Below are 25,598 nucleotides of genomic sequence, written 5' to 3' on the forward strand. Positions count from 1 at the left end.
TTGGCGCTGGCTGGCCGTTTCGAATAGGGTGCATGGCTACGATCCGGCGAGAGCAGCCGCACGCGGCCGCAATCCACATCAGGTCAGAACAAAATCAGGGAAGAACGATCATGAGCGAGAACGCGGCAGTCGAGCAGGAGCCGTCGAGCGGCAGACGCGGGCGCGGCGCTGGCAGTGGCGCGGCGGCGCGACGGGCAGCGCGCTCGGGCGGGGGTCCGGGCACCCAGCTCACCTACATCAAGCGCAAGATCAACGTCTATGAAGTGCTGGACGAGGAAGGGTTGGCGCTGATCGAGAAGAACACCGACACGGTGCTCGAAGAGATCGGCATCATCTTCCGCGACGACGCCGAAGCCCTGCAGCTCTGGAAAGAGGCCGGCGCCGACGTCAAGGGCGAGCGCGTGCATTTCCCGAAAGGGCTCTGCCGTTCGCTGCTCAAGACAGCGCCGTCCGTCTACACCCAGCATGCGCGCAACCCCGAACGCTCGGTGCAGATCGGCGGCAAAGCGACGGTGTTCGCGCCGGTCTATGGCCCGCCCTTCGTGCGCGATCTCGACGGCAACCGCCGCTATGCGACTATCGAGGATTTCCGGAATTTCGTGAAGCTCGCCTATATGGCGCCGTCGATCCACCATTCGGGCGGCACGGTGTGCGAGCCGGTCGACGTTCCCGTCAACAAGCGCCATCTCGATATGGTCTACAGCCATATCAAATATTCCGACAAACCGTTCATGGGCTCGGTGACCGCGCCGGAGCGCGCCGAGGACACGGTGGCGATGGCCAAGCTTGTGTTCGGCGACGACTTCGTCGAGAACAACACGGTGCTGACCAGCCTTATCAACGCCAACTCGCCGATGGTGTTCGACGAGACGATGCTCGGCGCGTTGAAGGTCTATTCGCGCCACAACCAGGCCTGCATCGTCACGCCGTTCATCCTTGCCGGCGCGATGAGCCCGGTGACGGTCGCCGGCACGCTGACGCAGGTGCTGGCCGAGGTGCTGGCCGGCGCATCGTTCACGCAGTTGATCCGGCCGGGCGCGCCGGTGCTGTTCGGCACTTTCGCCTCGTCGATCTCGATGCAGTCGGGCGCGCCGACCTTCGGCACGCCGGAACCATCGCTGGTCTCCTATGGCGCCGCGCAGCTTGCCCGCCGTCTCGGCCTGCCGTTCCGCACCGGCGGTTCGCTCTGCGCCGCGAAGATCCCGGACGCGCAGGCGGCTTACGAGAGCGCCAACACGCTGAACTCGACCATTCTTGCCGGCGCGAATTTCGTGCTGCACTCGGCCGGCTGGCTCGAGGGTGGGCTGGCGTCCTGCTACGAGAAGTTCATGATGGACATCGACCAGCTCGGCATGCAGCAGAAATTCTCCGAGGGCGTCGACCTGTCGGAAAACGGCCAGGCGATGGACGCCATCCGCCAAGTCGGTCCGGGCAGCCACTATCTCGGCTGCGACCACACCCAGGCCAATTTCCAGACCGCCTTCTACCGCTCCAACATTGCCGACAACAATTCCTACGAGCAGTGGCTGGCGGAAGGCGAAAAGACCGCGCCGCAGCGGGCTAACGAGCTCGCCCGCCGCTGGCTGGAAAGCTACGAGGCGCCTTACCTCGATCCGGCGATCGACGAGGCCCTGACCGACTTCATCGCCAGGAAGAAAGGCTCGATGGCCGACGCCTTCACTTGAAAGGAGCCCGAGTCAGGCCGGGCTAAAGTGGCCGACATCATCCACAAGGAAGTCTGGCGGAGCGCATTCTCCGAGCCGGGCAAGAAGGGATGATTGTTTCGCGCGGCACGGTCGACGATGTCTCGGCCGTGCTCGCGGTCGATGGCTTGATCCCGCGCGGCGGCTTCCGTTTCACGAGCCAAGACACAGTACCCGCCGGGCGCTCCGGCATGCCCGCCAGGTCCATCCTGCTGGTCGGGCAGGCGGGTGCTGCGCCGTGGCCGCATTTCCTGCGCTGGCAGGAGCGGCAACCGCAGGCCATCGCCAATCCGCTCGACACCTGGGCGCGCGAAGTGATCGGCTCGGTTGCGGAAAAGTTCGGCGCGCGCGCCGTGTCGCCCTCCGACAGGCCGTATCTCCCGTTCCAGCAATGGGCGATGCGGGCGGAGGGATTAAGGCCTTCGCCGCTCGGCATTCTGATGCATCCGCGCTACGGGCTCTGGCACGCCTATCGCGGCGCGCTGCTGTTCGAAGAGACGATCTCGATTCCCGAAGCTGACGCAACTCTCCATCTTTGCGATGCATGTGTCGAAAAACCTTGCCTGAAATCCTGCCCGGTCGACGCCTATGCGGCGGATGGTTTCGCGCACCAGGCCTGTCTGGCGCATGTGCGCGGTGCTGATGGCGCGCCTTGCCGCACCGGCGGCTGCCTCGACCGCAACGCCTGTCCCTTTGGCGCCGACTATCGCTATCCAGCCGATGTTCAGGCCTTCCATATGGCGTCGTTCGCCGGCCTGTAGCGATGGTTCCGAGCCGCACGGAAACTTGACCGCGATTGAGATGTCGTGGCTTGCCCTGACGGCGGGCGCGGATATCTATCGCGTGGCAGCAAGCGGAGCGCGCAATGACGAAGCAGGACCTCGAGATCAAGACCCAGGATGGTACGGCGAAAGCCGGGCTGTTTCGTCCAGCCGCGCCGGCCAAGGCCGGAATCATCCTCTACATGGATATTTTCGGTCCGCGCACGGCGCTCGACCAGATGGCCGAGCGCCTTGCTGGGCAAGGCTACGCCGTGCTGGTTCCCGATCTCTTCTACCGCAGCGTGCCCTACGGTCCGTTCGACCCCAAGACCGCCTTTGCCGATGAAAAGACCAAGGCCGCGCTGTCGGCGTTGAGCGGCGGCACCACGCAGGACATGACCATTCGCGACGGCGGCGCCTTCCTCGACGCGCTGGCCGCCGAGGGCATCACCGGACCGGTTGGCGTCGTCGGCTACTGCATGGGTGGCGCGCGGGCGCTGAACGCGGCGGCGAGCTATCCGCACCGGATCGTTGCCGCCGCCAGCTTCCATGGTGGCAATCTAGCCAGCGATGCCGCGGACAGCCCGCACCGCAAGGCAGCAATGATCAAGGCGCGCGTCTATGTCGGTGTTGCCGGCGTCGACCGCAGCTTTCCGCCGGAACAGTCGGCGCGGCTGGCCGAAGCGCTGAGAGTGGCCGAGGTCGACCATGTGATCGAGAACTATGTCGGCATGGGGCATGGATGGTGCGTGCAGGATCACAGTGCCTATGATGAAGCCGGTGCTGAGCGCCACTGGAAGCGGTTGACCACGTTGTTTGCCGAAACCCTCGGGTAAAGTTTGGCTCCCCTTTTTTGGCGGCGGTGCGCGGCTTCGAAAGTTTGCCCCGCCCCTCATCCGCCCTTCGGGCACCTTCTCCCCGTGAACGGGGAGAAGGGAAAAGCGCTGCGGCAAAAAAATCTTTCCATAACCCCAAGGATTAGCCATTAGCCTTCGTCCAATAAGCAAATGATGGCGATGATGCTGGACGAGGGCGAACCCTCCGACGTCGAATTGATCGGGCGGGCGAAGGGCGGAGACAGGGGTGCTTTCGGCAAATTGCTCGAAAGGCACTATGGCTTCGTCTATCGCGCCGCCTATCGCTGGTGCGGCAGGAAGGCGGACGCCGAAGACATCGCCCAGGAAGTCTGCGTCCGGCTCGGCCGGGCGATCCGCGACTACCATGGTAAGGGCGCGTTCACGACGTGGCTCTACACCATGACGCTGAACGCGGCGCGCGACATGATGCGCAAGAGCGCCCGCGACACCCAGAAGACCGAGGCCTACGGCGCCTATGCGCTGATCGCGGGAGAGGCGGCGGCGGAACTCGAGGACCCGGCCGAGGCGCTATGGACGGCCGTGCGCAAGCTGCCGGACAAGCAGCGCGATGCCGTGCTGCTCGTCTATGGCGAGGGGCTCAGCCACGCGGACGCCGCCGAGGCGATGGCGATCTCGGAGACGACGGTTTCCTGGCACATCCATGAAGCGAAGAAACGGCTGAGGACGTTGATGCGTTCAGCCGGGGAAGTGTGACCATGGTCGACGACAACGAACTCGAAAGGCTGCGCAACATCACGGCACCGGCACCCGACGCCGAGGCGAAGGCGCGCGCGATCGCTGCCGCCATGCAGGCTTTCGACGAGCAGGAAAAAATCTTCGTCGCCGCCCAAGGATCGGCCGGCGGGCTTCGTCTCACAGAGCGGGTACAGAAGCTCTGGAGAGAGATCATGCAAAAGAAACTGATCGCCACGCCGGCCATTGCCGGGCTCGTCGCCCTGCCGATCGCCGGATACGCCACCTTGCAGATGCTGAGGGAGGCGCCACCGCAGATTGGCGGCGACGAGAAGATCACCGAGACGCTGGCCGACAAGCCATCGACGAACGGACCGGCGACGCTGAAGCCGGTCCCTCCGACGGAGGCCGACAAGCAGAAGAAGGACACCGATAGCGAAAGCCGCGGTTTGAACGAGGTGCTGGTCGCGCCGGCACAGCCGCCGAAGTCCGAAGCGGAGAAAGCCGGCGGCCTGGTCCGGCAGGATGCGCTCCAGCGCACCGAGCCGGCGCCCGCGCCGACCGTCAGCGGTCAGCTCTCGCTCGACGGCGGCGCCGCGGCCCCCGCGGACGCTGCGCGCGCCGGCCGCGTGCCCGGCACCGCCGCCGAATCCAAGCTGATGGCGCAGCCGTCGACGCTGCCTGCCGACCAATTTCGGCCACAGGAGGAAAACCGCGACCGCGTCGAGGATTTCAAGACCAACCCGGTGCATGCCGCGCTCGAGGACCCGGTCTCGACCTTCTCGATCGACGTCGACACCGCCTCCTATTCCTTCGTACGGCGCTCGCTGAAGGAAGGCTACCTGCCGCAGGCCGACACGGTCCGCGTCGAGGAGATGATCAACTACTTCCCCTATGACTGGAAGGGACCGGAAGCGGCCTCGACGCCGTTCAACTCGACCGTCAGCGTCATGCCGACGCCGTGGAACGAGCACACCAAGCTGATGCACGTCGCCATCAAGGGTTTCGACGTCAAGCCGACCGAGCAGCCCAAGGCCAACCTGGTGTTCCTGATCGACGTGTCGGGTTCGATGAACGAGCAGGACAAGCTGCCGTTGTTGCAGTCGGCCTTCCGCCTGCTGGTCAGCAAGCTCAAGCCCGACGACACCGTCTCGATTGTCACCTATGCGGGCGACGCCGGCACGGTGCTGATGCCGACCAAGGTCGCCGAGAAGGACAAGATCCTGTCGGCCATCGATCATCTGCAGCCTGGCGGCTCGACGGCGGGCGAGGCGGGTATCCGGGAAGCTTACAAGCTTGCCCAGCAATCCTTCGTCAAGGATGGCGTCAACCGTGTGATGCTCGCCACAGACGGCGACTTCAATGTCGGCCAGACAGATGACGACGACCTGAAGCGGTTGATCGAGCAGGAGCGCAAGACCGGCGTCTTCCTGTCGGTGTTCGGTTTCGGACGGGGCAATCTGAACGACCAGATGATGCAGACCATCGCGCAGAACGGCAACGGCACCGCCGCCTATATCGATACGCTCGCCGAGGCCGAGAAGGTCCTGGTCGAGGACGCGTCCTCGACGCTGTTCACCATCGCCAAGGACGTCAAGATCCAGGTCGAGTTCAATCCGGACAAGGTCTCGGAATACCGGCTGATCGGCTATGAGACCCGCGCGCTCAACCGCGAGGATTTCAACAACGACCGCGTCGATGCCGGCGATATCGGTTCCGGCCATTCGGTGACCGCGATCTACGAGATCACACCGAAGGGCAGCGGCGGCGAGCAGATTGACCCGCTGCGCTACGGCCAGGCGACGGTCAACAATGGCGGCGTCGCCAATGCCGACGAATATGCCTTCGTCAAGATCCGCTACAAGCTGCCCAACGAGGACACCTCGAAGCTGATCACCACGCCGGTGACATCGGCCAACGAGGTCCAGTCCTTCGACCAGGCCGGCACCGATCAGCGCTTCTCGGTCGCGGTCGCCGCGTTCGGCCAGAAGCTGCGCGACGAGGATGCGACCGCGAAGTTCGGTTACGACAAGATCATGGAGATTGCCACCGCCGCCCGAGGAGCCGATCCGTTTGGCTACAGGTCGGAATTCTTGTCGCTTGTGCGCCTTGCCTCGGCGCTGGGCGGTAACCGGTAGTGGCAATAACGGCCGGCTCCTTTCAGACGGGATCGTTCTGATACGGGGGAGCCGGCCTACGGGCGGGTGAGGCAGGCCGGCAAGGAAAACCTTGCCGGCCTTTTTTTGAGGATCTGTCGAGATTCAGGCAAGGCGGCCTGCAAACGTCGTCGTCCTGCGCTTGCGGTGCTCACGCGCGGTTCTCAGACCTCCCAGTTTGTTCGCTTCGCGCCCGTCTTCGACTCCGGCTCGGCCTGACCTGAATCTAAACAGATTCCAAACCCGGCTCCCGATTTCGGCAGATCGTTAAATTGCGTGGTTTTTCGGGAAGATGATCGCAATCCCCTCTTGTTACGAAGAGCTAATAGACAGGCTTGTGGGGGGCCAAAGTTGCAGATCAGGTTCATCGCGAATTCGACGCCAGCGGCAAGGAACGCGCAGGCGCCGGGAGCGACCGTTTCACCGACGCCATCGGCGGAATCCCGACGCATCAAGAGCGATGTCGATGCCGCCCGCACCACCGCGATGTCGGCCCTCAACAACGACCGCTTCCGCGTCATGCTGGAGCAGATCAGCGATCCCGGCGCATCCGGCGCATTGGTGACGATGGGCAGCGACGCCGGCAGCACCACCGACATCAAGACAGCACTGTCGCGCTACGCCGAAAACAGCGAATAGCCGAAACGGCCGATTGGTTCAGGCCCGCCCGCGACGGCGTTCGCGGCGAGCTTCGCTGGTCTCGGCGGTGTTAGGCGTCGCCACCTTGTTGCGCATCGGGCCGATGCGCTCGACGATCGTGTCGATGGTCGGGCGGCTCGATCTGGTGTGGGCGTCGAGCGCCTTGCGCATGGCGGCAAGATGCTGGAACGAGGTGCCGCAGCAGCCGCCGACGATCTTGGCGCCGGCATCAACGGCGAGCCTGACATAGTCGGCCATCAGTTCCGGCGTGCCGGAATAATGGATCTCGGTGCCGCGGAATTCCGGGATGCCGCAATTGCCCTTGACGATCACCGTCGCCTCCGGCCTGGCTTCGGTCATGTCGAGCAGCGAGGCCAGGATGTCGGACGCGCCGACGCCGCAATTGGCCCCGACGCCGAGCGGATCTTGCGACAGCCCGTCGACGACACCGTGGATGTCCTTCGGCAGCAAGCCCATCATGGTGCGGCCGGCGGTGTCGAAAGAGCCGGTATAGGTGTAGGGCAGGCCGACGCGGATGGCGGCCTCGGCCGCGGCGCGGATTTCGTCCGGTGCCGACATGGTCTCGATCCAGGCGACTTCGGCGCCGCCCGCCTTGAGGCCTTCGATCTGCTCGGCGAAGGCGTCTACCGCCTCGTCATAGGTCATGGCGCCGAGCGGCACCAGCAATTCGCCGGTCGGTCCGACAGAGCCTGCGACGATCACCTTGCGGTTAGCCTTGTCGGCGACCGCGCGCGCGATTTCGGCGGCGCGCTTGTTCAACGCATGTACGCGATCCTGGGCATGATGCAGCTTCAGCCGGTGGCGGGTGCCGCCGAAGGAGTTGGTCAGGATGATGTCGGCGCCAGCATCGACGAAGTTCTGGTGCAGGCTGGTGATGGTGTCGGGCGCGGTCTCGTTCAGCAACTCCGGCGCTTCGCCGGCTTCCAGGCCCATGGCGAACAGATTGGTGCCGGTGGCGCCATCGGCGAGCAGCACGCCCTTTTCGGCAAGCAATGCCTCGATCGGGTTGGTCATGATGACATACGCCTTCCGGGAGTTCCAAGCAGGTTTCGCTTCGCTCCGCCTGCTTGTTGTTCTATTGCTTCAGGTTCTGCTCGCAAAACCGCGAGGGCACTTTTGCGGAATCTGCTATCGAGATAAGGATATAAAGAACTCTTTATATGACGTCAATCTCAAAGCCGGCGGTCAGCCGTCAAAATTGGACCTCAGCCAGCCTTTGCGCGAAGCTCGCCGCCTCATGCGCATTGATGTCGGCGGCGCGGATCAGATTGTCGAAATGGCTGGTCAAGGTGCGGATCGGCTGCGTGGCATTCAGCACCAGATACATGTCGCCGACATAGATGGCGGCTCGGTAGGGCCCGAAGATGGTGTAGGGGATCGAGTAGCGCATGCGCCCGTCATAGAGGTACAGGCGGAAGGTCGGATAGAGATCATCGAGCAGTGTCGCCATGTGTAGAAGCTGCTGGCGGCGCTCGGCCTCGGGAAAGCGGTCCCAGACGCCTAGCCCGCGCGCGAAGATCTCGAGCGTGTGGCGCGGCATGCAGACCTCCATGTCGGTCTCCGGGCGCCTGGTATAGTCGATGCGGTATTGCGTCTCGCCCGCCTGCGCCTCGCGGCTCTTGTTGGTGATGTTCGCCTCGTAGTCGACCAGCGCCTCGGTGCGCAGCAAGTCGGGAATGCCGGCCGGTACGTAGCGGATTTTCGTTCCCGCCGCCTCGGAGTGCCATTTGGCGAGCAGCGTGCGGTCGAAGCCGTCGGGGGCCTCCTCGATCTCCAGGCTCTCGCGGATTTCGCCGGTGACGCCTTCGTCATGGCTCAGGCCTAGCAGCCAGTCGAGTGACACTTTGAACTCGGCGGCGATGTTGAGCAGCGTCTCCGCGCGGGGCAGTCGGGTCGACGTCCCGGAGAGCAGTTGCGACAGCGCCGAGCGGTCTATGCCGACCGCTGTCGCGAAAGCCGACTGGTTCAGGTCCGAGCGTGTCAAGAGCAATTTCAGGCGCTCTCGGAAGAGAGTCGACAGGTCGCGCTTGTCCATCATGCTGCTCCAGCTTTGGAGAGGAAAAATTTGCGCCGAAGCCGAATTGAACGTGGCTCAGGCGTAAATGAATCCTCCGTTTTGTTTACAATGTATAACATATGCGGCTGAAAATGCGCACTCGCAACAGTTTGTGCGCTTTGTCGCGTTGCGACAACGGCAGGCTCCTGACACAATGCTGTCAGGAATCAAAGTGGTTCCGGCGACTGGAGGGCAGTGGTCGATCGCATGGCAAGCATGACTAAGAGACGTAGCAGTGCAGCGGCTATCGAATGGCCGACCGTGTTCTTGGCATTTTTCTGCTACGGCACCTGGCTCGCCACCGGCTTCCTTCTCTGGCCATCCTATCCGATACTGGCGCTCGGCGCCCTGGCCCTGACCGCCGCGCTGCAATCCTCGCTGATGCACGAAGTGCTGCACGGCCATCCGACACGCAATGCGCGGATCAATGAAGCCTTTGTCTTCCTGCCGATCGGCGTGGTGTGGCCGTTCCGCCGCTTCAAGACGATCCATCTTCGCCACCATGCCGACGAGCGGCTGACTGATCCGCTTGACGATCCGGAGAGCTATTATCAGGCGCTCTGGATGCATGAGGAGTTGCCGCCGGCGATGAAATTCCTGCTGAAGGTCAACAACACGATGATAGGCCGGCTCATTCTCGGTCCGTGGCTGTCGTCGATCGGTTTCTTCATCGACGACGCCAAGCAGATTGCTGCCGGCGACAAGGCGATCCGCAAGGCATGGCTGCTGCACGCCGTCGGCCTTGCCGTAGTCGTGCCGATCGTGACGTTCGGCTTCGGCATTCCGCTGTGGCTCTACATCCTGGTGCCGGTTTGGCTCGGCCAGTCGATGATTTCGATCCGCACCTATGCCGAGCATCAGTGGTCGGAGCATCCGGAAGGGCGCACGGTGATCATCGAGCGCTCGCCGCTGTCCTTCCTGTTCCTCAACAACAATCTGCATTTCGTTCATCACAAGAGCCCGACGGTTGCCTGGTACAGACTGCCGAAGCTGTTCCGCGACCGCCGCGAGGAGTGGCTGCGGATGAACAATGGCTATGCCTACCCGAACTATTTCGCGCTGCTCAAGGCGCATGCCTTCAAGGCGAAGGAGCCAATCGTCCATCCGGTGCTGCGGCGCGCGCCGGAGCCGGGCCGGGCATTCAAGCCGCGGGTTCGGGCGCGCAACGTCAATGGGCTAGGCAGCGCGCCGGTTCCGGCCGAGCCGCCGAAGGAATGATCCCGGTATAGCCGCCACGCGGCATCTATGCTGCGGGCGGCTCGCGTCCGCGATCTTGTCAGTTTTCCAGAACAGCGGTCAAATCCAGGCATGAGCGAATTCGTTGCGGCCTTGCCGATGTATGACTGGCCCGAGGCGAGGGGCGAGGTCGATGCGCAATGGGCGCGGCTGCGTGAAGCCATCAGGCAGAAGGGCATCGACGCGCCGGAGATACTCGTCCGCGGCAATGGCGACCTGCCGCCGGTGCCCGGCGGCATCCGCGACGCAGCCGGCAAGGTCATCGCGCCCGATCCGGCGACGCTGCCGGCGAGCGACCTCGATTTCCACGGGCTCTGGCTGCATCCGGCGCTGCTGTTCGGGCAGACCTGTTGGGGGCCGATGGAACTGGGGCTCGCGAGCCACGTCCAGGTGATCGGCCAGCCGAGCTACGATGCCATCGAGGGCGGGCAGGGCGAGCTCTATTCCAGCGCCATCGTCATGCCGGCGGACGGCGGGCCGTTCGTAGCATCGCCGGCTGATGGCAGCGCCTCGATCCCGCTCGATCTCATCCGTGGCAAACGCTTCGCCTTCAACAATCCGGATTCCATGTCCGGACTGCTCGGGCTGACGCGCGACCTGGAGGCGATGGGCGAAAGCCTCGACATTTTTGCTTCGCAGATCGAGAGCGGCGGGCATCGCTCCTCGATCGTCGCCATTGCCGAGGGCAGTGCCGATGTCGCGGCGATCGACTGCGAGAGCTGGGCGCTGGCCAAACGCTTCGAGCCGGCCGCGCGAGAAGTGAAGGTCGTTGGCTGGACCAAGCGGCGCAAAGGCCTGCCGTTCATCACCGCCCGCGCCACGCCGCCAGAGACGGTAGCGGCGTTACGCGAAGCGATCGCTGATTCAGCCCAGTAGCCGCTCGTCGAGGGGATAGCGCGAGAGCTGCGGGTTGCCGGTCTCGGTGATCAGGATCTGCTCCTCGATCTTGACACCCTCGCGTCCGCCCAGGCGGCCGATATAGCTTTCGACGCACAGCACCATGCCGGGTTCGAGCACGCCGTCCGGCGTATCCTCGGTCCAGTCGCTGGCGTGCGGCAGCGTCGGATATTCGTCCGCCAGGCCGACGCCGTGGTAGAGCACGCCGTAGCGGGTCGGGAAGCAGTCGCCGGGCGGGACCGTCGCGCGCTCGACGAGCTCGCGGAAGGAAATGCCCGGCCGCATCAGTTCGGTGTTGTGGGCGATCTGGTCGGCGGCGATGCGGAAGAGATCGCGCTGCTCGTCCGACGGTTTTCCGTCGCCGCAGAGCCAGGTGCGCGAGAGGTCGGCACAGAAGCCATACGGGCCGATCAGATCGGTGTCGAAGGCGACGAGATCGCCTTCCTTGATGACGCGCGACGAGCACTCCTGGAACCACGGATTGGTGCGCGGACCGGAAGACAGCAGCCTGGTCTCGATCCATTCGCCGCCGCGCGCGATGTTGCCGCGATGGAGCTCCGCCCAGAGCTCGTTTTCGGAAATGCCTGGTTTCAGCGCCCGTTCCATCTCGCCCATCGCCGCCTCGCAGGCGACGATCGAGCGGCGCATGGCGAGGATCTCGTCCGGCGATTTGATCAGCCGCGCGCTCTCCATCACTGCCTCGCCATTTCCGATACTGACGCCGAGGCGGGCTAGCTCCTCGGCGCCCTCCGGATTGATGTGGTCGACCGCGATGCGGTGGTTGCCGCCGCCATGTTGCGCAACCAGATCGGCGATGCCTGCGGCCCAGCGGCGGACCTTCAATGACGTCAGCTCGCCGCTGTAGAGATACATCCACGACACCGCCGGCCGCACCTCGTCGACGACCCCGGAATGATCGGACAGGTGCTCGCAGGAGAAATAATCGAATAGCACCACCGGTCCCTCGGTGGCAACGAAACAGTGGCGCGTCGGATTGTGCGCGACCCACAGCTGCATGTTGGTCGAGTCGGTCGCGTAGCGGATGTTGACGGGATCGTAGAGCAGCGCGCCGGCGTAGTCGCGCCGCTTCAACTCGGCACGTATTCTGCCGAGCCGGTATTCGCGTATGGCCGCAAGATCGGGAGCGGCAATGCCGGCCGCCTGCCACTCGGCCTCGGCGAACGCCCCGTAGCCCAGCACATGCTGGTTGAGCGAGGCCGCCTTCTGGCGGGAGGCTTCGCGCAACGCCTCGACGGAGCCGGCCGCATCCGGTTCGAACGGCATGATCTTGCGATGGCGGCCGAAGCGTTGCGTCTCCATGCGGGCTCTCCTGGTGCCGCTATTGCGCCGTGATCTTGTAGAGTCTGGTTATCGTGAGCTGGCGGGTCGTGGGCGTACCGCCGAGCAACTGAGGTACCGCAACCTGCCGATGGATGGTCTCCATCGCATAGCCGGCGTTGGCGATCCTGTCGAAAATGACCGAATTCGGCTCGCCGTCGTCCGCCGCCAGGACAAGCACGGCGGGTTCGCGGATCGACGGGGCGAAATCGGGTATCTCGTCGTCGAGCACGACGAGATCGGGATCGACAAGACGCAAATTGCCGGCCCAGAACCAGCTGGATATCACAGTGCGAACCGGCCCGTCGGACATGAGCTGGCTGTACAGCGAATGATAGTCCATCCGCACGATGCGCCCGCGGCTGTCTCCGCCGTACACCTGCATGTACCAGCTTACCGGCAGCACGAGGATGGCGAGGACGGCGCCGGCGAAGACAATCGTGGCTTGCGTCTTCTTGCCCCTGTCGCCGATGGCATCCAGACGCATGGCGAGGGCGGCGGGCAGCAAAACGAAAACGGGAAGCATCCAACGATCGCGAAATTGCGTTACGCCGCCCGCCAGCACCACCACCAGCGTGATCAGCAAGGCAAGAGCAAACGCGCGCCAGACCAGCGTCTCGGGCCACGGCCAGGGCTGTGACGATGGCGCGGATTTCCTGATTGCCAATAAGAACGCAACGGCGAAGACGGCGATCGGAAGCCCGGCGAAGTTGAGTATCGCCTTGCCCAACCCGAACACGCCGAGCGATGCAGTCGCCGCCGCGCTGCCACCCTCGGCAACGCCGAAGCCGTCGCTATGCAACAGCAAGTCTTCAAGATGCGCGAAGCTCCAGTGGAATGTCGGCAGACAGGCAAGGATGGCCACCATAATGCTGATCGGGAAGCGGCGGTCGAAGATCGCCGCGCGGGTTTCGCGCAGCGACAGCGCCGCCAGAAACAGCGCGGCGATAAAGACGACATTGTTGTATTTCGAGAGCATCGCCGCGGCAGTTGCCAGGCCAAACAGCACATAGGCGGCGAGGGATCGCCGCTTCAACACCTCGACCAGCGCCAGGAACAGCACCGACGAAAAGCAGAATATGGCGACCGAGTGGGTGAGGGCATGCTGCATTTCCCAGATGATCTGTGGAAACAGAAGCAGCCCGAACATTGCGGCCGCGGCCGCGCGACTCGAGTAGCCTAGCCGACGTACCGCGGTGAAGTATGAGGCGAGCCCTCCGGCCAGCAGACCATACTTCACGATCTTCAGGGCGAGGACGTTGGTTCCGACCAGCGAGGCCGTCAGGTGGGCAAGCCAGGTGTAGAGCGGTGGCTGCGAACTGCCGTAGCCAGTCGCAAGGACCCGCATCACCATCAATTGCTCGGATTCATCGACGCCGACGCCAGTGCCTGCCCAATGCGACGACAGCGTCATCACCACGACCTGGACAAGGCAATATATGACGGCAAAGGCGAGCGCGGCGTTGAGTGGACCGGCCTTGTCGTCGCAAAGCCAGTCGGTCCATTTCTCTAGATGCTGCAAGGACGTCGTCTTCCCATCGCGGCCGCTCGAACCGTGCTTGGTCGAAACGCCACCTACACGATCCAACACGCGCTGTCGCCCTTTTAAGTGCGCATCTTCTCGCCGCTCGGGTCGAAGGGCGGTTCGACATTGATGCGGGCCGGACGGCGGTGGCCGAGTATCTCGATCTCGAACAGACCGGCGCTTTGGTCCTCGGCCAACGCCGCCGGCACATAGCCCTGCGCCATCGACTTCTGAACATAGTGCGCATAGCCGCCCGAAGTGACCCAGCCCACCACACGCCAGTCGCCATCGGCGATGCCGCGCACTGCGGAGGCGCCTTCGGCAGCCTGCGAACCGCGCACTTCCTTGCCTGTGGTGTCGAAGCGAGGCGCGCCATAGCCATGTGGCTTTTCCACCGTACCGTAGTCCTTGCTGACCTTGGCCCAGATCGGCTCGTCGCCCATCACGTCCGCATCCGCTGCATCGACGATGAAGGAGACCCGGCGCAGTTTTGGCCCCTCGGCGAGCTCCTTGGCGGACGCCTCGCGGCCGATGAAGTCGTTCTTCTCCAGCTTGATGAAGCGGTCCATCGAGCCTTCGAACGGGCCGTAGATCGGGCGCAATTCGCGGAACCAGGTCGGGAAGTTCTTTTCAAGGCGCATCGACAGCAGGGCGCGCATGCCGAAATCGACGAGGCCGAACTCCTCGCCAGCTTCCTTGATCGCCTTGTAGACGAGGCGCTGATAGGCGGGCGCCATCCAGATCTCGTAGCCGAGGTCCCCAGTATAGGTGATGCGGTTTACCAGGCAGGGCGCGCCGCCGACGGCCATCTCGCGGAAATCCATGAATCGGAAGGCCTTGGTGGAGATGTCGACATCGACCAGCTTCTGCAGCAGGTCGCGAGATTTCGGCCCGGCGATCGACAGGCCGACCAGTGTCTGGTCGAAGCGGTGGATGCGCACGGAGCCGTCCTTCGGCAGGTGCTTCTCGAACCAGCGCATATGGTATTTCTGCGCGGCCGACGAGCCCCAGATCATGAAGCGGTCCTCGCCTGACTTGGCGATGGTGAAGTCGCCGATCAGCTTGCCGAACTCGTTGACCATCGGGGTCAGCACGATGCGGCCAACCTTCGGCATGCGGTTGGTCATCAGCCGGTTGAGGAATTCCTCGGCTGACGGTCCGGAGACTTCGTATTTGGCGAAGTTGGCGATCTCGGTGACGCCGACCTTCTCACGCGTGGCGCGCACCTCCTCGCCGATCGGGCCGAAGTCGTTGGAGCGATGGAAGGAGACGATGTCCTTGGGCTCGGTACCCTTCGGGGCGAACCAGAGCGGGGTTTCCAAGCCCCACGAGTCGCCCATGACGGCGTTGTTGGCGAGCATGGTGTCGTAGAGCGGCGTCGTCTGCGCGGGGCGGGCGGCGGGCAACTCTTCGTTCGGGAAGCGGATCGAGAAGCGGCGCGAATAATTCTCGCGCACCTTGGCATTGGTGTACCGCAGGCTCGCCCATTCGCCGAAGCGGGCCACATCCATGCCCCAGACGTCGAAGCCCGGATCGCCATGCACCATCCAGTTGGAGAGCGCGAGGCCGACGCCGCCGCCCTGGCTGAAGCCGGCCATCACGGCGCAGGCGCACCAGAAATTGGTCAGGCCCTGCACCGGGCCTACCAGCGGGTTGCCGTCGAGCGCGAAGGTGAAGGGGCCATTGATGATCTGCTTGATGCCGGCCTTCTCGATGCCGGGGAAATGCTTGAAGCCGATCTCCAGCGACGGCGCGATGCGATCGATGTCGGGCTGCAAGAGTTCATGGCCGAAATCCCAGGGCGTGTTGACCGGCGACCACGGCTTGCAGGCCTTTTCATAGGTGCCGAGCAGGATGCCGTTGCGCTCCTGGCGGGTATAGATCTCGCCCTTGAAATCGAGCACGCCGATCATCTCGCGGCCAGTCGACTTGTTGAACTCCTCGACCTCCGGCATCGGCTCGGTGAGCAGGTACATATGCTCCATCGCCAGCACCGGCAGCTCGACGCCGACCATGCGGCCGATCTCGCGCGCCCACAGGCCACCGCAGTTGACGACGTGCTCGGCGTGGACCGTGCCCTGTTCGGTAACGACGTTCCAGGTGCCGTCCGGCTGCTGCGTCAGGTCGACGACACGGTTGCGCAGCACGATCTCAGCGCCAAGCTTCTTCGCCGCCTTCGAATAGGCGATGGTCGTGCCGGACGGGTCGAGATGGCCTTCGACCGGATCCCACATGGCGCCGACGAAGTTCTTGTCGTCCATCAGCGGGAACATCGCCTTGGCTTCCGACGGCGTGATCAGCTCGGTGTCCATGCCGAGATATCGGCCCTTGGCGTGGGCGAGCCGCAGAAAGTCCATGCGCTCAGGCGTATCCGCCATCATCACGCCGCCGGTGAGGTGCAGCGAGCAGGACTGGCCGGAAAGCTCCTCGATCTCCTTGTAGAGCTGCACCGTATAGGCCTGCAGCTTGGCGACGTTGGGGTCGCCGTTCAGCGTGTGAAAGCCGCCCGCCGCATGCCAGGAGGAGCCCGAGGTCAGTTCCGAACGCTCGATCAGCATGATGTCGGTCCAGCCGGCCTTGGCCAGATGGTAGAGCACCGAGCAGCCAACAACACCGCCGCCGATGACAACCGCTTTGACGTGAGATTTCATGAAGATAGGTCCGTGTTTGAAGAGATTGAATCATGTTTCGGCGCGCCGCCAGACATTGACCGGCGCACCGATTGGCGCGCAGAAAATCAAAAATCGGTCGGGGCGCCGCCTTCGGCGCGGCGTTTCTCGACGAAGTCGTTGAGTTCTTCGCGGGTCGCCGGGTCCATATAGGGTTCTTCGTAGGACGCCAGCCGCTCCTTCCAGACCCGGTTGGCCTTTTCGAGCGCCGTTGGCGAACCGGCTTCCGTCCAGCTTTCGAAATTGCGCCAGTCGGAGAGGATTGGCGAGTAGAAGGCGGTCTTGTAGCGGTCCTGCGTGTGCTGGGTGCCGAAGAAGTGGCCGCCCGGGCCGACCGACTGGATGGCGTCGAAGCCGAGCGCGTCCTCGGACAGGTCGAGCGGGGTCAGGAACTCGGCCACCATCTGCAGCAGGTCGATGTCGAGGATGGTCTTTTCGTAGGAGCAGCGCAGGCCGCCCTCGAGCCAGCCGGCCCCGTGCATCATCAGATTGCCGCCGCCCTGGATGGCGCCCCACAGCGAAAAGACGCTTTCGTAGGCGGCCTGTGCGTCGACCGTGTTGGCAGCGCAGGTGTTGGAGGTGCGGTAGGGGATGTTGTAGCGGCGGGCGAGCTGGCCGCCGACGAGCTGCGCCTTCATGTATTCGGGCGTGCCGAAGGCCGGCGCGCCCGACTTCATGTCGACATTGGAGGTGAAGCCGCCATAGCCGACCGGCGCGCCTGTCTTCACCATCTGCGCAAACGCGATGCCTGATAGCGCTTCCGCATTCTGCTGCACCAGCGCGCCGGCGATTGTGACAGGCGCCATCGCGCCCGACAGCGTGAACGGCGTGACGATGACGACCTGGCCTTTGCTCGACATCTGGATGATGCCTTCCATCATCGGCACGTCGAGCTTGAGTGGCGAGTTGGTGTTGATGATGGTGAAGACGGAAGGCTCTTCCAGCATCTGCTCATGGCTGACGCCGCGCGCGATCCTGGCGATCTCGATGCCGTCGACATTGCGCTCCTTGCCGAGCGAATAGACGTGGAACACCTTGTCGGTCAGCATGGCGAGGTCGCGGATGCATTCCAGGTGCCGGACCGAGGGGTGGATGTCGATCGGCTCGACCGGATAGCCGCCGGTGCAGTTGAGGATGTTGTGCATCTGCGCCAGGCGCAGGAAGTTGCGGTAGTCGGCCTGGTTGCCCGGCCGGCGGCCGCGGTCGAGATCGGAGCAGTTGGGCGCCGAGGCCATCATCGAGAGGATCACGTTGTTGCCGCCGAAGCGCACATTGTGCGCCGGGTTGCGGGCATGCAGCGTGAATTCCGACGGGCAGTGCGAGATCAATTCGAGGATTAGGTCGCTGTCGAAGCGCACCCGCTCGCTGCCCGCGGTCACATCAGCTCCATGTTCCTTCATGATGCGGCGCGCTTCGTCATGCAGCACGTCGACGCCGATCTCCTTCAAGACCCGCAGTGAAGCGAGGTGGATCGATTCCAATTCGTCGTCGGAAACCAGCCTGGTCGGCGTGAGCGGATTCCTCAGCTGCCGGAAGGGCGGCTGCTCGAACGCAGCCGAGCCGCCGGCGCGCTTGCCCGCGCGGCCACCACGGCGGGCGCGATCGGTTGCCAGTGCCGGTTCGGCGGGGTGGAGGGCAGCGGTCATGAAAAGCCTCATGGGATGCGAAAGTGAGCGGCATAATGGACCGCCGCCAATGCCGCCGGTAAGGAGGCGGCGACCACTAGGATTAGGGAAGCGACATGACGGAAGGGCATCCGATCGCCTGCCGTCCCGCAACGTGAAGCCTGTTACAGTTCCGTCTTTTACTTCCGCTATACTTGTGCGCCGAGCATCTCGAGGGGGTAGCGATGCCTGATGTCATCAAAGTGCGTGCGGCGACCAACAACGAGGTCGCGTTCCTGGCGTGGGATATTGACGGGATGATCCCGGGCTGCCTCGGCTTCGAGATCGTCCGCCTCTATCCCGACACCGGGGAGGAGCGCTGCCTGGCGGCGTGGGTGCCGTTCAAGGGACAGCGCAATCCAAGGTGGATACCCCAGGACACCGGCGTCTGGCCGGTGCAGAAGACCTTCTGGCGCGACCTCACGATGCGCCGGCGCCGCGACAGCATCGATCTGAGGCCGGAAGGCGAGATGATCGCCTATCGCGTGCGCCCGGTTGGCGACATGAAACCGGGACTCGAACCGGTGCCGGTGTGTCCGGACCAGGTGGTGGACGGCAAACCTGCCTATGCCGGAACGCCGCGGCCGCTCGGCTATCTCGGCCAGGGCGCCGTCAGCCCGCCGATCTTCCTCGGACAGATGTTCGGCAAGGCGCGGGTCGCCTTCACCAATGGTGTTTTGTCGACGCAGTGGATGTCGCGCGCACTGGCGGAAGCCGGCATCAAGGTCGGGCAGCGCGATAAGATCAGGGCGGAGCTGCAGAACCCGGCGAGCAAGATACGCGCCTATCTGCATGGAGATGTGCCTGATGTGCTGACCAGCCTGATGAAGCGGGCCAAGGCCGAAGGTGGCACCGTCAGGCTCGCGCTCTATGAGCTTGGCGACGACGAATTGTGCGACGCGATCGTCGCCGCCAAGGATGTCGTCGAGGTCATTCTTGCCAATTCGGGCAAAGACGACCAGACGAAGGCCTGGGATTTCGGTAACGCGCCGTTCAGGAAACGCCTGCGCGACGCTGGCGTCACGGTGACGGACCGCCTGTTCAACAACAACCATATCGGCCACAACAAGTTCGCCGTCTACCGCGATGCCCAGGGCAATCCACAGGCGGTGATGACCGGCAGCACCAACTGGACCTCGACCGGCATCTGCGGGCAATCCAACAACGCCTTCATCCGCGACGACCCGGCGATTGCGGAAGTGTTCAATGCCTATTGGGAGCGCATGAAGGCCGACGTCTTCCCACCGCCGGCGAGCGAAAGTGCCGCCGGACATGTGGCGCAAAAGCAGGGCGTGCCGTTTCGCGCGGAAAACCACATTTCGAACCCGCTGAACGGCGCCTCGGCACCGCTGGACGGCATGACGGTGTGGTTTTCGCCGAACGATCCCGAGCGTAGCAAGAAGGATATCTCGGTGCGCCCGGTCGACCTCGCGGACGTCTTCGCCCGCATCAAGGCGGCGAAGCGCGCGGTGCTCTTCCTCGTGTTCAATCCGTCGCGGCTCGGCGAGAACTCGATCGTTGACCAGGCGGTCGCGGCGGCGAATGCAGATCCGAAGCTGATCGTGCAGGGTGCGATCAGCGACGAGACCGCCATGCCCAACTATGTCGCGCCGACCAAGGATCCGGTGACTCACAAATCGAACAAGGACGGCAAGTCGCCCTTCGTCTATCCGGAGAAGGTCTGGGAGGCGCCGAACGTCTCGATCGTCAGGGCGGCAAACCTGACCGGCGCCACAGTCGCCCGCGATTTCCAGGCGGAGGTGCTGACCGTTGGCCACGCCATCGTGCACGACAAGATCGTCATCATCGATCCGATGGAGGACAATGCCACCGTCATCACCGGCAGCCACAACCTTGGCTACAAGGCGTCGTACGAAAATGACGAGAACCTGGTCATCGTCGAAGGCGACAAAACCTTTGCCGCCGCTTATGCGGTGCACATGCTCGACGTCTTCGACCATTACAAGTTCCGCGCCTGGCGCCGGACAATCGGAAAGGGGCCTTCGGCCGACGACGGGATTTCCATCGACGACAAGTGGCTGAAGCCCTATGCCGACGGCAAGAAGGGGGCGATCGCTCGCTATTTCCCGTAGCCTTTGTCCGCGTGCCTTCCATGCGCAGTGGCCGTTGGCCGGCAATGCCGCCTTCTCGCTGACGTCGGCGCCGGCGGCATTGTCGACCCGCCCGGCGGCGGGGCGCTGATGCAGGCAATCGGCCCGCTTGGCCTGCCGGCGGTGATCGTCGGGCTCGATGCGCTGCTGGTGGGTGTTGCGCTCTACAGGTCGGCCAGCCGCGAAGTTCCTGACAGGGTTTGGCTGGAGCAAGCGGTTTTCGCGGGCGAGGGGGTTACGGCTGTTCAGCCGAACCGCTAAGGCTGCCGGCGGAGGAATGGCCATGAGCGCTGCGGAAACGAACAGCGACGAGACAATGCAATGGGCGGCGATCACCGGCGTGATCGCGACCGTCTCGGTCTTCGCCATAGCGCAAGGTTTAAGCTACCCGCTGCTCAGCTTCATCCTGCAGCGCCAGGGCATCTCGCCGGCGATGATCGGCCTTTCGGCGGCGATGACGCCGATCGGCTTCATCCTGTCCTCGCCGATGATCCCGGCGCTGGCGCGCCGTTTCGGCCCAGGGCGGACAGCACTTACCTGCGCCGCGCTTTCCGCGCTCGCGCTGGCGCTGGTCGGCTGGACGCAGAACGTCTATCTGTGGTTCCCGCTGCGCTTCCTGATCGGCGTCGTCACCAACCCGCTCTATGTTCTCAGCGAAATCTGGGTGATCGCGCTGGCGCCACCGTCGCGCCGCGGCCGCGTCATGGGCGTATATTCGACTGTCATTTCGGCCGGCTTCGCCACAGGTCCGCTCTGCCTGCTTGCGGTCGGCACCGAGGGCTGGCCGCCATTCCTGGTCGGCATCTCCGCGTTTGTCTTCTGCGGCGGCTGCCTGGCGCTGGTGCTCGGGCGCCTGCCCAAGGTCGACGAGGCCGGACACCAGGTTTCGGTGATGGGCTTCATGCCAAAGGCATGGCTGCTGCTCGCCGCCGTGGTCGTGGCCGCCGGCTTCGAGCAGGCGGTGCTGGCGCTGCTGCCGGTCTACGGCACCCACTACGGCATTGCCGAGGCCAGCATGTCGGCGCTGCTGTCGGCGATGATCGCCGGCAACATCGCCATGCAGGTGCCGCTCGGCCTGCTGGCCGAACGGCTGACGGCGCGCCTGGTGCGATTCCTGTGCGTGGCGCTCACCGTGCTCGGCTGCGTGCTGTTGCCGCTGCTCATCGAGACGCCGTTGATCTGGCCCTGCGTGTTCATCTGGGGGGCTGTCTCCTACGGCATCTATACGATGTCGATCATCGAACTCGGCGAGCGCTTCACGGGCTCGGCGCTGGTCGCCGGCAATGCCGCCTTCTCGCTGATGTGGGGCGTCGGCGGCATCCTGGTGCCGCCGCTCACCGGCGGCGTCATGGATGCGATCGGCGCCTCCGGTCTGCCGATCACGCTCGGCACGATTTGCGCTGCGCTGGCGGTGGCGACCGTTTTACGCAGGCGTGTGGTGTGAACGAAAGGCCGCTTTCGTCGCGACAAGCTGTCGTTGCCATCTTGAATGTGGGCGTCCGTGAGGCGATGTAGGCGAAACCGCCTGACAATGCCTTCGGAGATCGCGCGTGACCCAATCGACGACAAAGAGCCAGACTGAACCGGCCGCCCACGATCCCTATCTCTGGCTGGAAGACCGCAGCAGCAAGGAGGCGCTCGACTGGGTGCACGCTCAGAACGGGGTCACCGTCGTCGAATTGCAGGGGGATCCCGGCTACCAGGCTTCGTTCGAAACCGCGCTCGACCTGATGACGGCCGAGGACAACATCCCGGTCGGAGCGGCAATCAACGGCCATGTGTACAATTTCTGGCAGGACAAGACCAACGTGCTGGGCCTGTGGCGCCGCACGACGGTCGCTTCCTACAAGACCGAAAAGCCCGAATGGGAGACGATCATCGATTTCGACGTGCTCTCGGCCAAAGAGGGCGTCAAATGGGTGTTCAGCGGTGCGAGCCGGCTTTACCCGGATTTCAACCGCTGCCTGGTGAGCATGTCGCCGGACGGCGGCGATGCCAGTGAAATGCGCGAATTCGACATCGCCGCGAAGTCCTTCGTCGAAGGCGGTTTTCGTGCGCCCGCCTCGAAGTCGGGTTTTTCCTGGCTGGACGAGGGCACCGTCATCGTCTCGGCGGCCTTCGAGGAGGACGACAAGACGCAGTCCGGCTATCCGCGCGTGGTCAAGCTGTGGAAGCGCGGCACCAGGCTTGAAGACGCCACGCCGATCTTCGAGGCCGACAAGCAGGATCTTGCGGCTGGCGGCGGGGTCGAGATCGACGGCAACAGGCGGCATCTGTTCCTGGCCCGCACCATCGACTTCTTCTCCTCGCACAGCTTCCTGCGGCTCGCTTCCGGCGAGAACCGACGCATCCCGCTGCCAGACGACGCGACCGACACCGCGATCTTCCACGGACAACTCGTCTTCGGCGTGCGCAGCCCGTGGACGGCGCCGGACGGCACGCGCTGCCTGCCCGATGGGCTTTACTCACTGGATTTCGGACGTTGGATCGACACCAGCGTGCTGGGACCGGTCGAAACCGTACTCGCGCCGGCGCCTCGCGTTTCGATCGCTGGGTTGGCCCGCACCGATCAGCGGCTGTTCATCAACCTGATGGACAATGTGCGCGGTAAAGTCGTCGCTTGCGACCGGACGGGAAAAAGCTGGTCGCTGAAGCCAGTCGGTCTGCCCGAAAACGGCAATGTTGGCATCAGCCATGCGGAGCATTTCGGCGCCAGTGTCTCGTTCTCCTTCACCGATTTCCTGACGCCGAGCTCGATCATCTGGTCGGACGACGACGGCGAGACGCTGAAGACAGTGAAGGCGCAGCCGGCGCGCTTCGATGCCTCGCCCTTCATCTCCGAACAGTTCGAGGCACGCTCGAGCGATGGCACGATGATCCCCTATTTCGTGGTCAGGCGGCGCGACCAGGGCGGACCGGTGCCGACGCTGCTCTACGGCTATGGCGGCTTCGAGGTGCCGCTTCTGCCGGGCTATGCCGGCGTGCGCGGCCGGCTCTGGCTGGAGAAGGGCAACGCCTATGTGCAAGCCAACATACGCGGCGGCGGCGAGTTCGGCCCGGCCTGGCACCAGGCGGCGCTCAAGGGTAACCGTCAGAACGCCTTCGACGATTTCGCCGCGGTGGCAGAGGATCTCGTCAAGCGCGGCATCACGACGGCGGCGCAGCTCGGGATCCAGGGTGGCTCAAACGGCGGCCTGCTGACCGGCACGTCACTGATCCAGCGTCCGGAACTGTTCGGGGCCGTCATCATCGACGTGCCGCTGCTCGACATGCTGCGCTACACTGAACTGCCGCCCGGGGCTTCGTGGATCGCCGAATATGGCGATCCCTCGAAGCCGGAAGAGGCGGCATGGCTGGCGGCCTACTCGCCCTATCAACATGTCAAAGTGGGTGGCGACTATCCGCCGGTTCTGCTGATGACCTCAACCGCGGACGACCGCGTCCATCCCGGCCATGCCCGCAAGATGGCGGCGCGCCTGCAGGAGGCCGGCCACGGCAGGACGCTGTTCTTCGAGGAAACGGAAGGCGGACATGGCGGGCGCGGCGATCGTCGTCCTCAAGCGGCGCAAACGGCGATGCGCTATGTCTTCCTGCAGCGGGCGCTGGAGCATCGGACGGAAAAGGGGAAACCGGTTTTCGGATAATCCGATGCACTTTCGAAAACCTGCCACGGCTTGAATTCAAGGCCAAGGGCGGCTTAAGGTGCCGCCATGGCTTGCACGAAGACATCAGGCGCCTTCGGGGTTGCGGTGACGCCGTCACCGCGCACGCTTCGTGCTGAGCTGCTCAGGCTTTGCGCCCGCATCGGCTATTCGCCGCCCGCCTGTCTCTGACGAATCCAGCCCCGGCATTTGCCGGATTGATTCCAGAGGAAAGATCAAATCCATGACCTATCAGAACTATTCGCTGAAGCAGCTTCAGCAGATCGACGCCGCGCATCACCTTCACCCGTTCACCGACCACAAGGAACTGCGCGAGATCGGCTCGCGCATCATCACCCGTGCCGACGGGCCGTTCATCTATGATGCCGAGGGCACCGAGATCCTCGACGGCATGGCCGGCCTGTGGTGCGTCAATGTCGGCTATGGCCGCAATGAGCTGGCCGAGGCCGGCTATGCCCAGATGAAGGAGCTGCCCTACTACAACTCCTTCTTCAAATGCTCGACGCCGACGCCTGTGCTGTTGTCGAAGAAGCTGGCGGAACTGGCGCCGAAGCACGTCGGCCAAGTGTTCTACGGCTCGTCCGGCTCGGAGGCCAACGACACGGCGCTCAGGCTCGTCCGTCACTACTGGGCGCTCGAGGGCAAGCCGGAGAAGAACCGCGTCATCTCGCGCAAGATGGGCTATCACGGTTCGACCATTGCCGGCACCTCGCTCGGCGGCATGGAGCCGATGCACAAGCAGCTCGGCGGCGCCGTTCCCAACATCGTCCATGTGATGATGCCCTATGCCTACGAACTCGCGCTGCCCGGCGAAAGCGACCATGATTTCGGCCTGCGCGCGGCCAAGGCCGTCGAGGACGCCATCCTCGAGGCCGGCGCCGACAAGGTGGCCGCCTTCATCGGCGAGCCGGTGATGGGTGCCGGCGGGGTGAAGATCCCGCCGCTGAGCTACTGGCCGGAAGTGCAACGCATCTGCCGCAAGTACGACGTGCTCCTGATGCTCGACGAGGTGATCACCGGCTATGGCCGCACCGGCGAATGGTTCGCGGCGCAGACCTTCGGCGTCGAGCCCGACACCATCACAACGGCCAAGGCGCTGACGTCCGGCTACCAGCCGCTGTCGGCGCTGCTGGTCGGCGACCGCATCAGTGCGACGCTGGTCGAGAAGGGCGGCGAGTTCTATCACGGCTACACCTATTCCGGTCACCCCGTGGCCTGCGCCGTGGCGCTGAAGAACCTCGAGATCATCGAGCGCGAAGGCCTGGTCGAGCGGGTCAGGAACGACACCGGTCCCTACTTCGCCCAGGTGCTGCAGGAGCGCATCGCCGGGCACAATCTGGTCGGCGAGGTGCGCTCGATCGGACTGATGGGGGCGATCGAGATCGTCAAGGACAAGGCGACGAAGGAGCGTTACCTGCCGTCGGGAAGTGCTGCCGTCGTCGTGCGCGACCATGCGATCGCCCAAGGCATGATGCTGCGCGCCACCGGCGACACGATGATCCTGTCGCCGCCGCTGATCTGGACGCGCGAGACGGTCGACATGGCCTGCGACCGCATCGCCAGGGCACTCGATCTCGCCGAAGCGGATTTGCGCAAGCGCTGAACGAAAC

At 64.1% G+C, this 25,598-nt stretch carries 19 protein-coding genes; 13 read left to right on the forward strand and 6 right to left on the reverse strand.

Going from position 1 to position 25,598, the window contains the following annotated elements:
* Positions 1-110: 110 nt before the first annotated feature.
* From EJ073_RS01425 to EJ073_RS01450, 6 genes are all read left to right on the forward strand, one after another.
* Positions 111-1,685, forward strand: a complete 1,575-nt coding sequence (locus EJ073_RS01425; RefSeq protein ID WP_126054102.1) for a trimethylamine methyltransferase family protein — start codon at positions 111-113, stop codon at positions 1,683-1,685.
* Between the two features lie 89 nt (positions 1,686-1,774).
* Positions 1,775-2,464 (forward strand): 4Fe-4S dicluster domain-containing protein, encoded by a 690-nt coding sequence (locus EJ073_RS01430; protein ID WP_126054103.1) that lies wholly within the window; start codon positions 1,775-1,777, stop codon positions 2,462-2,464.
* Between the two features lie 104 nt (positions 2,465-2,568).
* Positions 2,569-3,300 carry a dienelactone hydrolase family protein gene (locus EJ073_RS01435; protein ID WP_126054104.1) on the forward strand — a complete coding sequence of 244 codons (732 nt, stop codon included), beginning with the start codon at positions 2,569-2,571 and terminating at the stop codon, positions 3,298-3,300.
* 174 nt (positions 3,301-3,474) lie between these two features.
* On the forward strand, positions 3,475-4,035 hold the full coding sequence (locus tag EJ073_RS01440; protein ID WP_126054105.1) for an RNA polymerase sigma factor: 561 nt from the start codon (positions 3,475-3,477) through the stop codon (positions 4,033-4,035).
* A gap of 2 nt (positions 4,036-4,037) precedes the next feature.
* The gene (locus EJ073_RS01445; protein WP_126054106.1) at positions 4,038-6,152 is read left to right on the forward strand and encodes a VWA domain-containing protein; all 2,115 of its coding nucleotides are present in this window, start codon (positions 4,038-4,040) and stop codon (positions 6,150-6,152) included.
* Positions 6,153-6,521: 369 nt separating this feature from the next.
* A complete protein-coding gene (locus EJ073_RS01450; protein ID WP_126054107.1) occupies positions 6,522-6,809 on the forward strand; it encodes a hypothetical protein in 288 nt (95 codons plus the stop codon).
* Positions 6,810-6,827: 18 nt separating this feature from the next.
* Here the strand turns inward: EJ073_RS01450 and bmt are convergent, their stop codons facing one another.
* Both bmt and EJ073_RS01460 read right to left on the reverse strand, forming a co-directional pair.
* The gene (gene bmt, locus EJ073_RS01455) at positions 6,828-7,844 is read right to left on the reverse strand and encodes a betaine--homocysteine S-methyltransferase (protein ID WP_126054108.1); all 1,017 of its coding nucleotides are present in this window, start codon (positions 7,842-7,844) and stop codon (positions 6,828-6,830) included.
* A 178-nt stretch (positions 7,845-8,022) separates the two neighbouring features.
* The gene (locus tag EJ073_RS01460) at positions 8,023-8,865 is read right to left on the reverse strand and encodes a helix-turn-helix transcriptional regulator (protein WP_126054109.1); all 843 of its coding nucleotides are present in this window, start codon (positions 8,863-8,865) and stop codon (positions 8,023-8,025) included.
* Between the two features lie 228 nt (positions 8,866-9,093).
* Between EJ073_RS01460 and EJ073_RS01465 the strand changes: the two genes are divergently transcribed.
* Both EJ073_RS01465 and EJ073_RS01470 read left to right on the forward strand, forming a co-directional pair.
* A complete protein-coding gene (locus EJ073_RS01465; RefSeq protein ID WP_127420988.1) occupies positions 9,094-10,104 on the forward strand; it encodes a fatty acid desaturase in 1,011 nt (336 codons plus the stop codon).
* 90 nt (positions 10,105-10,194) lie between these two features.
* Positions 10,195-10,998 carry a PhnD/SsuA/transferrin family substrate-binding protein gene (locus tag EJ073_RS01470; protein WP_126054110.1) on the forward strand — a complete coding sequence of 268 codons (804 nt, stop codon included), beginning with the start codon at positions 10,195-10,197 and terminating at the stop codon, positions 10,996-10,998.
* On the opposite strand, the gene EJ073_RS01475 is transcribed toward EJ073_RS01470, so the two are convergent.
* The 4 genes from EJ073_RS01475 to EJ073_RS01490 all read right to left on the reverse strand — a co-directional run bounded on the left by EJ073_RS01475 (position 10,987) and on the right by EJ073_RS01490 (position 18,197).
* Positions 10,987-12,339 (reverse strand): Xaa-Pro peptidase family protein, encoded by a 1,353-nt coding sequence (locus EJ073_RS01475; RefSeq protein ID WP_126054111.1) that lies wholly within the window; start codon positions 12,337-12,339, stop codon positions 10,987-10,989. The two genes, EJ073_RS01470 and EJ073_RS01475, sit on opposite strands and share 12 nt — an antisense overlap.
* Before the next feature lie 19 nt (positions 12,340-12,358).
* Entirely contained in the window at positions 12,359-13,771 is a 1,413-nt protein-coding gene (locus EJ073_RS01480; RefSeq protein ID WP_245455660.1) for a glycosyltransferase family 39 protein, read from the reverse strand.
* Between the two features lie 191 nt (positions 13,772-13,962).
* Positions 13,963-16,533, reverse strand: coding sequence for an FAD-dependent oxidoreductase (locus tag EJ073_RS01485; protein ID WP_126054112.1), 2,571 nt, complete (start codon positions 16,531-16,533; stop codon positions 13,963-13,965).
* An 86-nt stretch (positions 16,534-16,619) separates the two neighbouring features.
* On the reverse strand, positions 16,620-18,197 hold the full coding sequence (locus EJ073_RS01490) for a trimethylamine methyltransferase family protein (protein ID WP_126054113.1): 1,578 nt from the start codon (positions 18,195-18,197) through the stop codon (positions 16,620-16,622).
* 203 nt (positions 18,198-18,400) lie between these two features.
* Here EJ073_RS01490 and EJ073_RS01495 point away from each other — a divergent pair, with 203 nt between their 5' ends.
* The 5 genes from EJ073_RS01495 to EJ073_RS01520 all read left to right on the forward strand — a co-directional run bounded on the left by EJ073_RS01495 (position 18,401) and on the right by EJ073_RS01520 (position 25,591).
* Complete coding sequence (locus tag EJ073_RS01495) at positions 18,401-20,308, forward strand: phospholipase D-like domain-containing protein (RefSeq protein WP_126054114.1); 1,908 nt, start codon at positions 18,401-18,403, stop codon at positions 20,306-20,308.
* 108 nt (positions 20,309-20,416) lie between these two features.
* The gene (locus EJ073_RS31935; protein ID WP_245455449.1) at positions 20,417-20,587 is read left to right on the forward strand and encodes a hypothetical protein; all 171 of its coding nucleotides are present in this window, start codon (positions 20,417-20,419) and stop codon (positions 20,585-20,587) included.
* Between the two features lie 22 nt (positions 20,588-20,609).
* Positions 20,610-21,770, forward strand: a complete 1,161-nt coding sequence (locus tag EJ073_RS01505) for an MFS transporter (RefSeq protein ID WP_126054115.1) — start codon at positions 20,610-20,612, stop codon at positions 21,768-21,770.
* Between the two features lie 106 nt (positions 21,771-21,876).
* Complete coding sequence (locus EJ073_RS01510) at positions 21,877-23,970, forward strand: prolyl oligopeptidase family protein (protein WP_126054116.1); 2,094 nt, start codon at positions 21,877-21,879, stop codon at positions 23,968-23,970.
* Between the two features lie 241 nt (positions 23,971-24,211).
* Complete coding sequence (locus EJ073_RS01520; RefSeq protein WP_126054118.1) at positions 24,212-25,591, forward strand: aspartate aminotransferase family protein; 1,380 nt, start codon at positions 24,212-24,214, stop codon at positions 25,589-25,591.
* Positions 25,592-25,598 lie beyond the last annotated feature (7 nt).

Source organism: Mesorhizobium sp. M4B.F.Ca.ET.058.02.1.1 (assembly GCF_003952505.1).
Taxonomy (GTDB): domain Bacteria; phylum Pseudomonadota; class Alphaproteobacteria; order Rhizobiales; family Rhizobiaceae; genus Mesorhizobium.

Excerpts from the sequence above, each read along its gene's own strand:
- EJ073_RS01425 (WP_126054102.1), top strand. The coding sequence starts at position 111 with ATGAGCGAGAACGCGGCAGTCGAGCAGGAGCCGTCGAGCGGCAGACGC.
- EJ073_RS01430 (WP_126054103.1), top strand. The coding sequence starts at position 1,775 with ATGATTGTTTCGCGCGGCACGGTCGACGATGTCTCGGCCGTGCTCGCG.
- EJ073_RS01435 (WP_126054104.1), top strand. The coding sequence starts at position 2,569 with ATGACGAAGCAGGACCTCGAGATCAAGACCCAGGATGGTACGGCGAAA.
- EJ073_RS01440 (WP_126054105.1), top strand. The coding sequence starts at position 3,475 with ATGGCGATGATGCTGGACGAGGGCGAACCCTCCGACGTCGAATTGATC.
- EJ073_RS01445 (WP_126054106.1), top strand. The coding sequence starts at position 4,038 with ATGGTCGACGACAACGAACTCGAAAGGCTGCGCAACATCACGGCACCG.
- bmt (WP_126054108.1), bottom strand. The coding sequence starts at position 7,844 with ATGACCAACCCGATCGAGGCATTGCTTGCCGAAAAGGGCGTGCTGCTC.
- EJ073_RS01460 (WP_126054109.1), bottom strand. The coding sequence starts at position 8,865 with ATGGACAAGCGCGACCTGTCGACTCTCTTCCGAGAGCGCCTGAAATTG.
- EJ073_RS01465 (WP_127420988.1), top strand. The coding sequence starts at position 9,094 with ATGGCAAGCATGACTAAGAGACGTAGCAGTGCAGCGGCTATCGAATGG.
- EJ073_RS01470 (WP_126054110.1), top strand. The coding sequence starts at position 10,195 with ATGAGCGAATTCGTTGCGGCCTTGCCGATGTATGACTGGCCCGAGGCG.
- EJ073_RS01475 (WP_126054111.1), bottom strand. The coding sequence starts at position 12,339 with ATGGAGACGCAACGCTTCGGCCGCCATCGCAAGATCATGCCGTTCGAA.
- EJ073_RS01480 (WP_245455660.1), bottom strand. The coding sequence starts at position 13,771 with ATGACGCTGTCGTCGCATTGGGCAGGCACTGGCGTCGGCGTCGATGAA.
- EJ073_RS01485 (WP_126054112.1), bottom strand. The coding sequence starts at position 16,533 with ATGAAATCTCACGTCAAAGCGGTTGTCATCGGCGGCGGTGTTGTTGGC.
- EJ073_RS01490 (WP_126054113.1), bottom strand. The coding sequence starts at position 18,197 with ATGACCGCTGCCCTCCACCCCGCCGAACCGGCACTGGCAACCGATCGC.
- EJ073_RS01495 (WP_126054114.1), top strand. The coding sequence starts at position 18,401 with ATGCCTGATGTCATCAAAGTGCGTGCGGCGACCAACAACGAGGTCGCG.
- EJ073_RS31935 (WP_245455449.1), top strand. The coding sequence starts at position 20,417 with ATGCAGGCAATCGGCCCGCTTGGCCTGCCGGCGGTGATCGTCGGGCTC.
- EJ073_RS01505 (WP_126054115.1), top strand. The coding sequence starts at position 20,610 with ATGAGCGCTGCGGAAACGAACAGCGACGAGACAATGCAATGGGCGGCG.
- EJ073_RS01520 (WP_126054118.1), top strand. The coding sequence starts at position 24,212 with ATGACCTATCAGAACTATTCGCTGAAGCAGCTTCAGCAGATCGACGCC.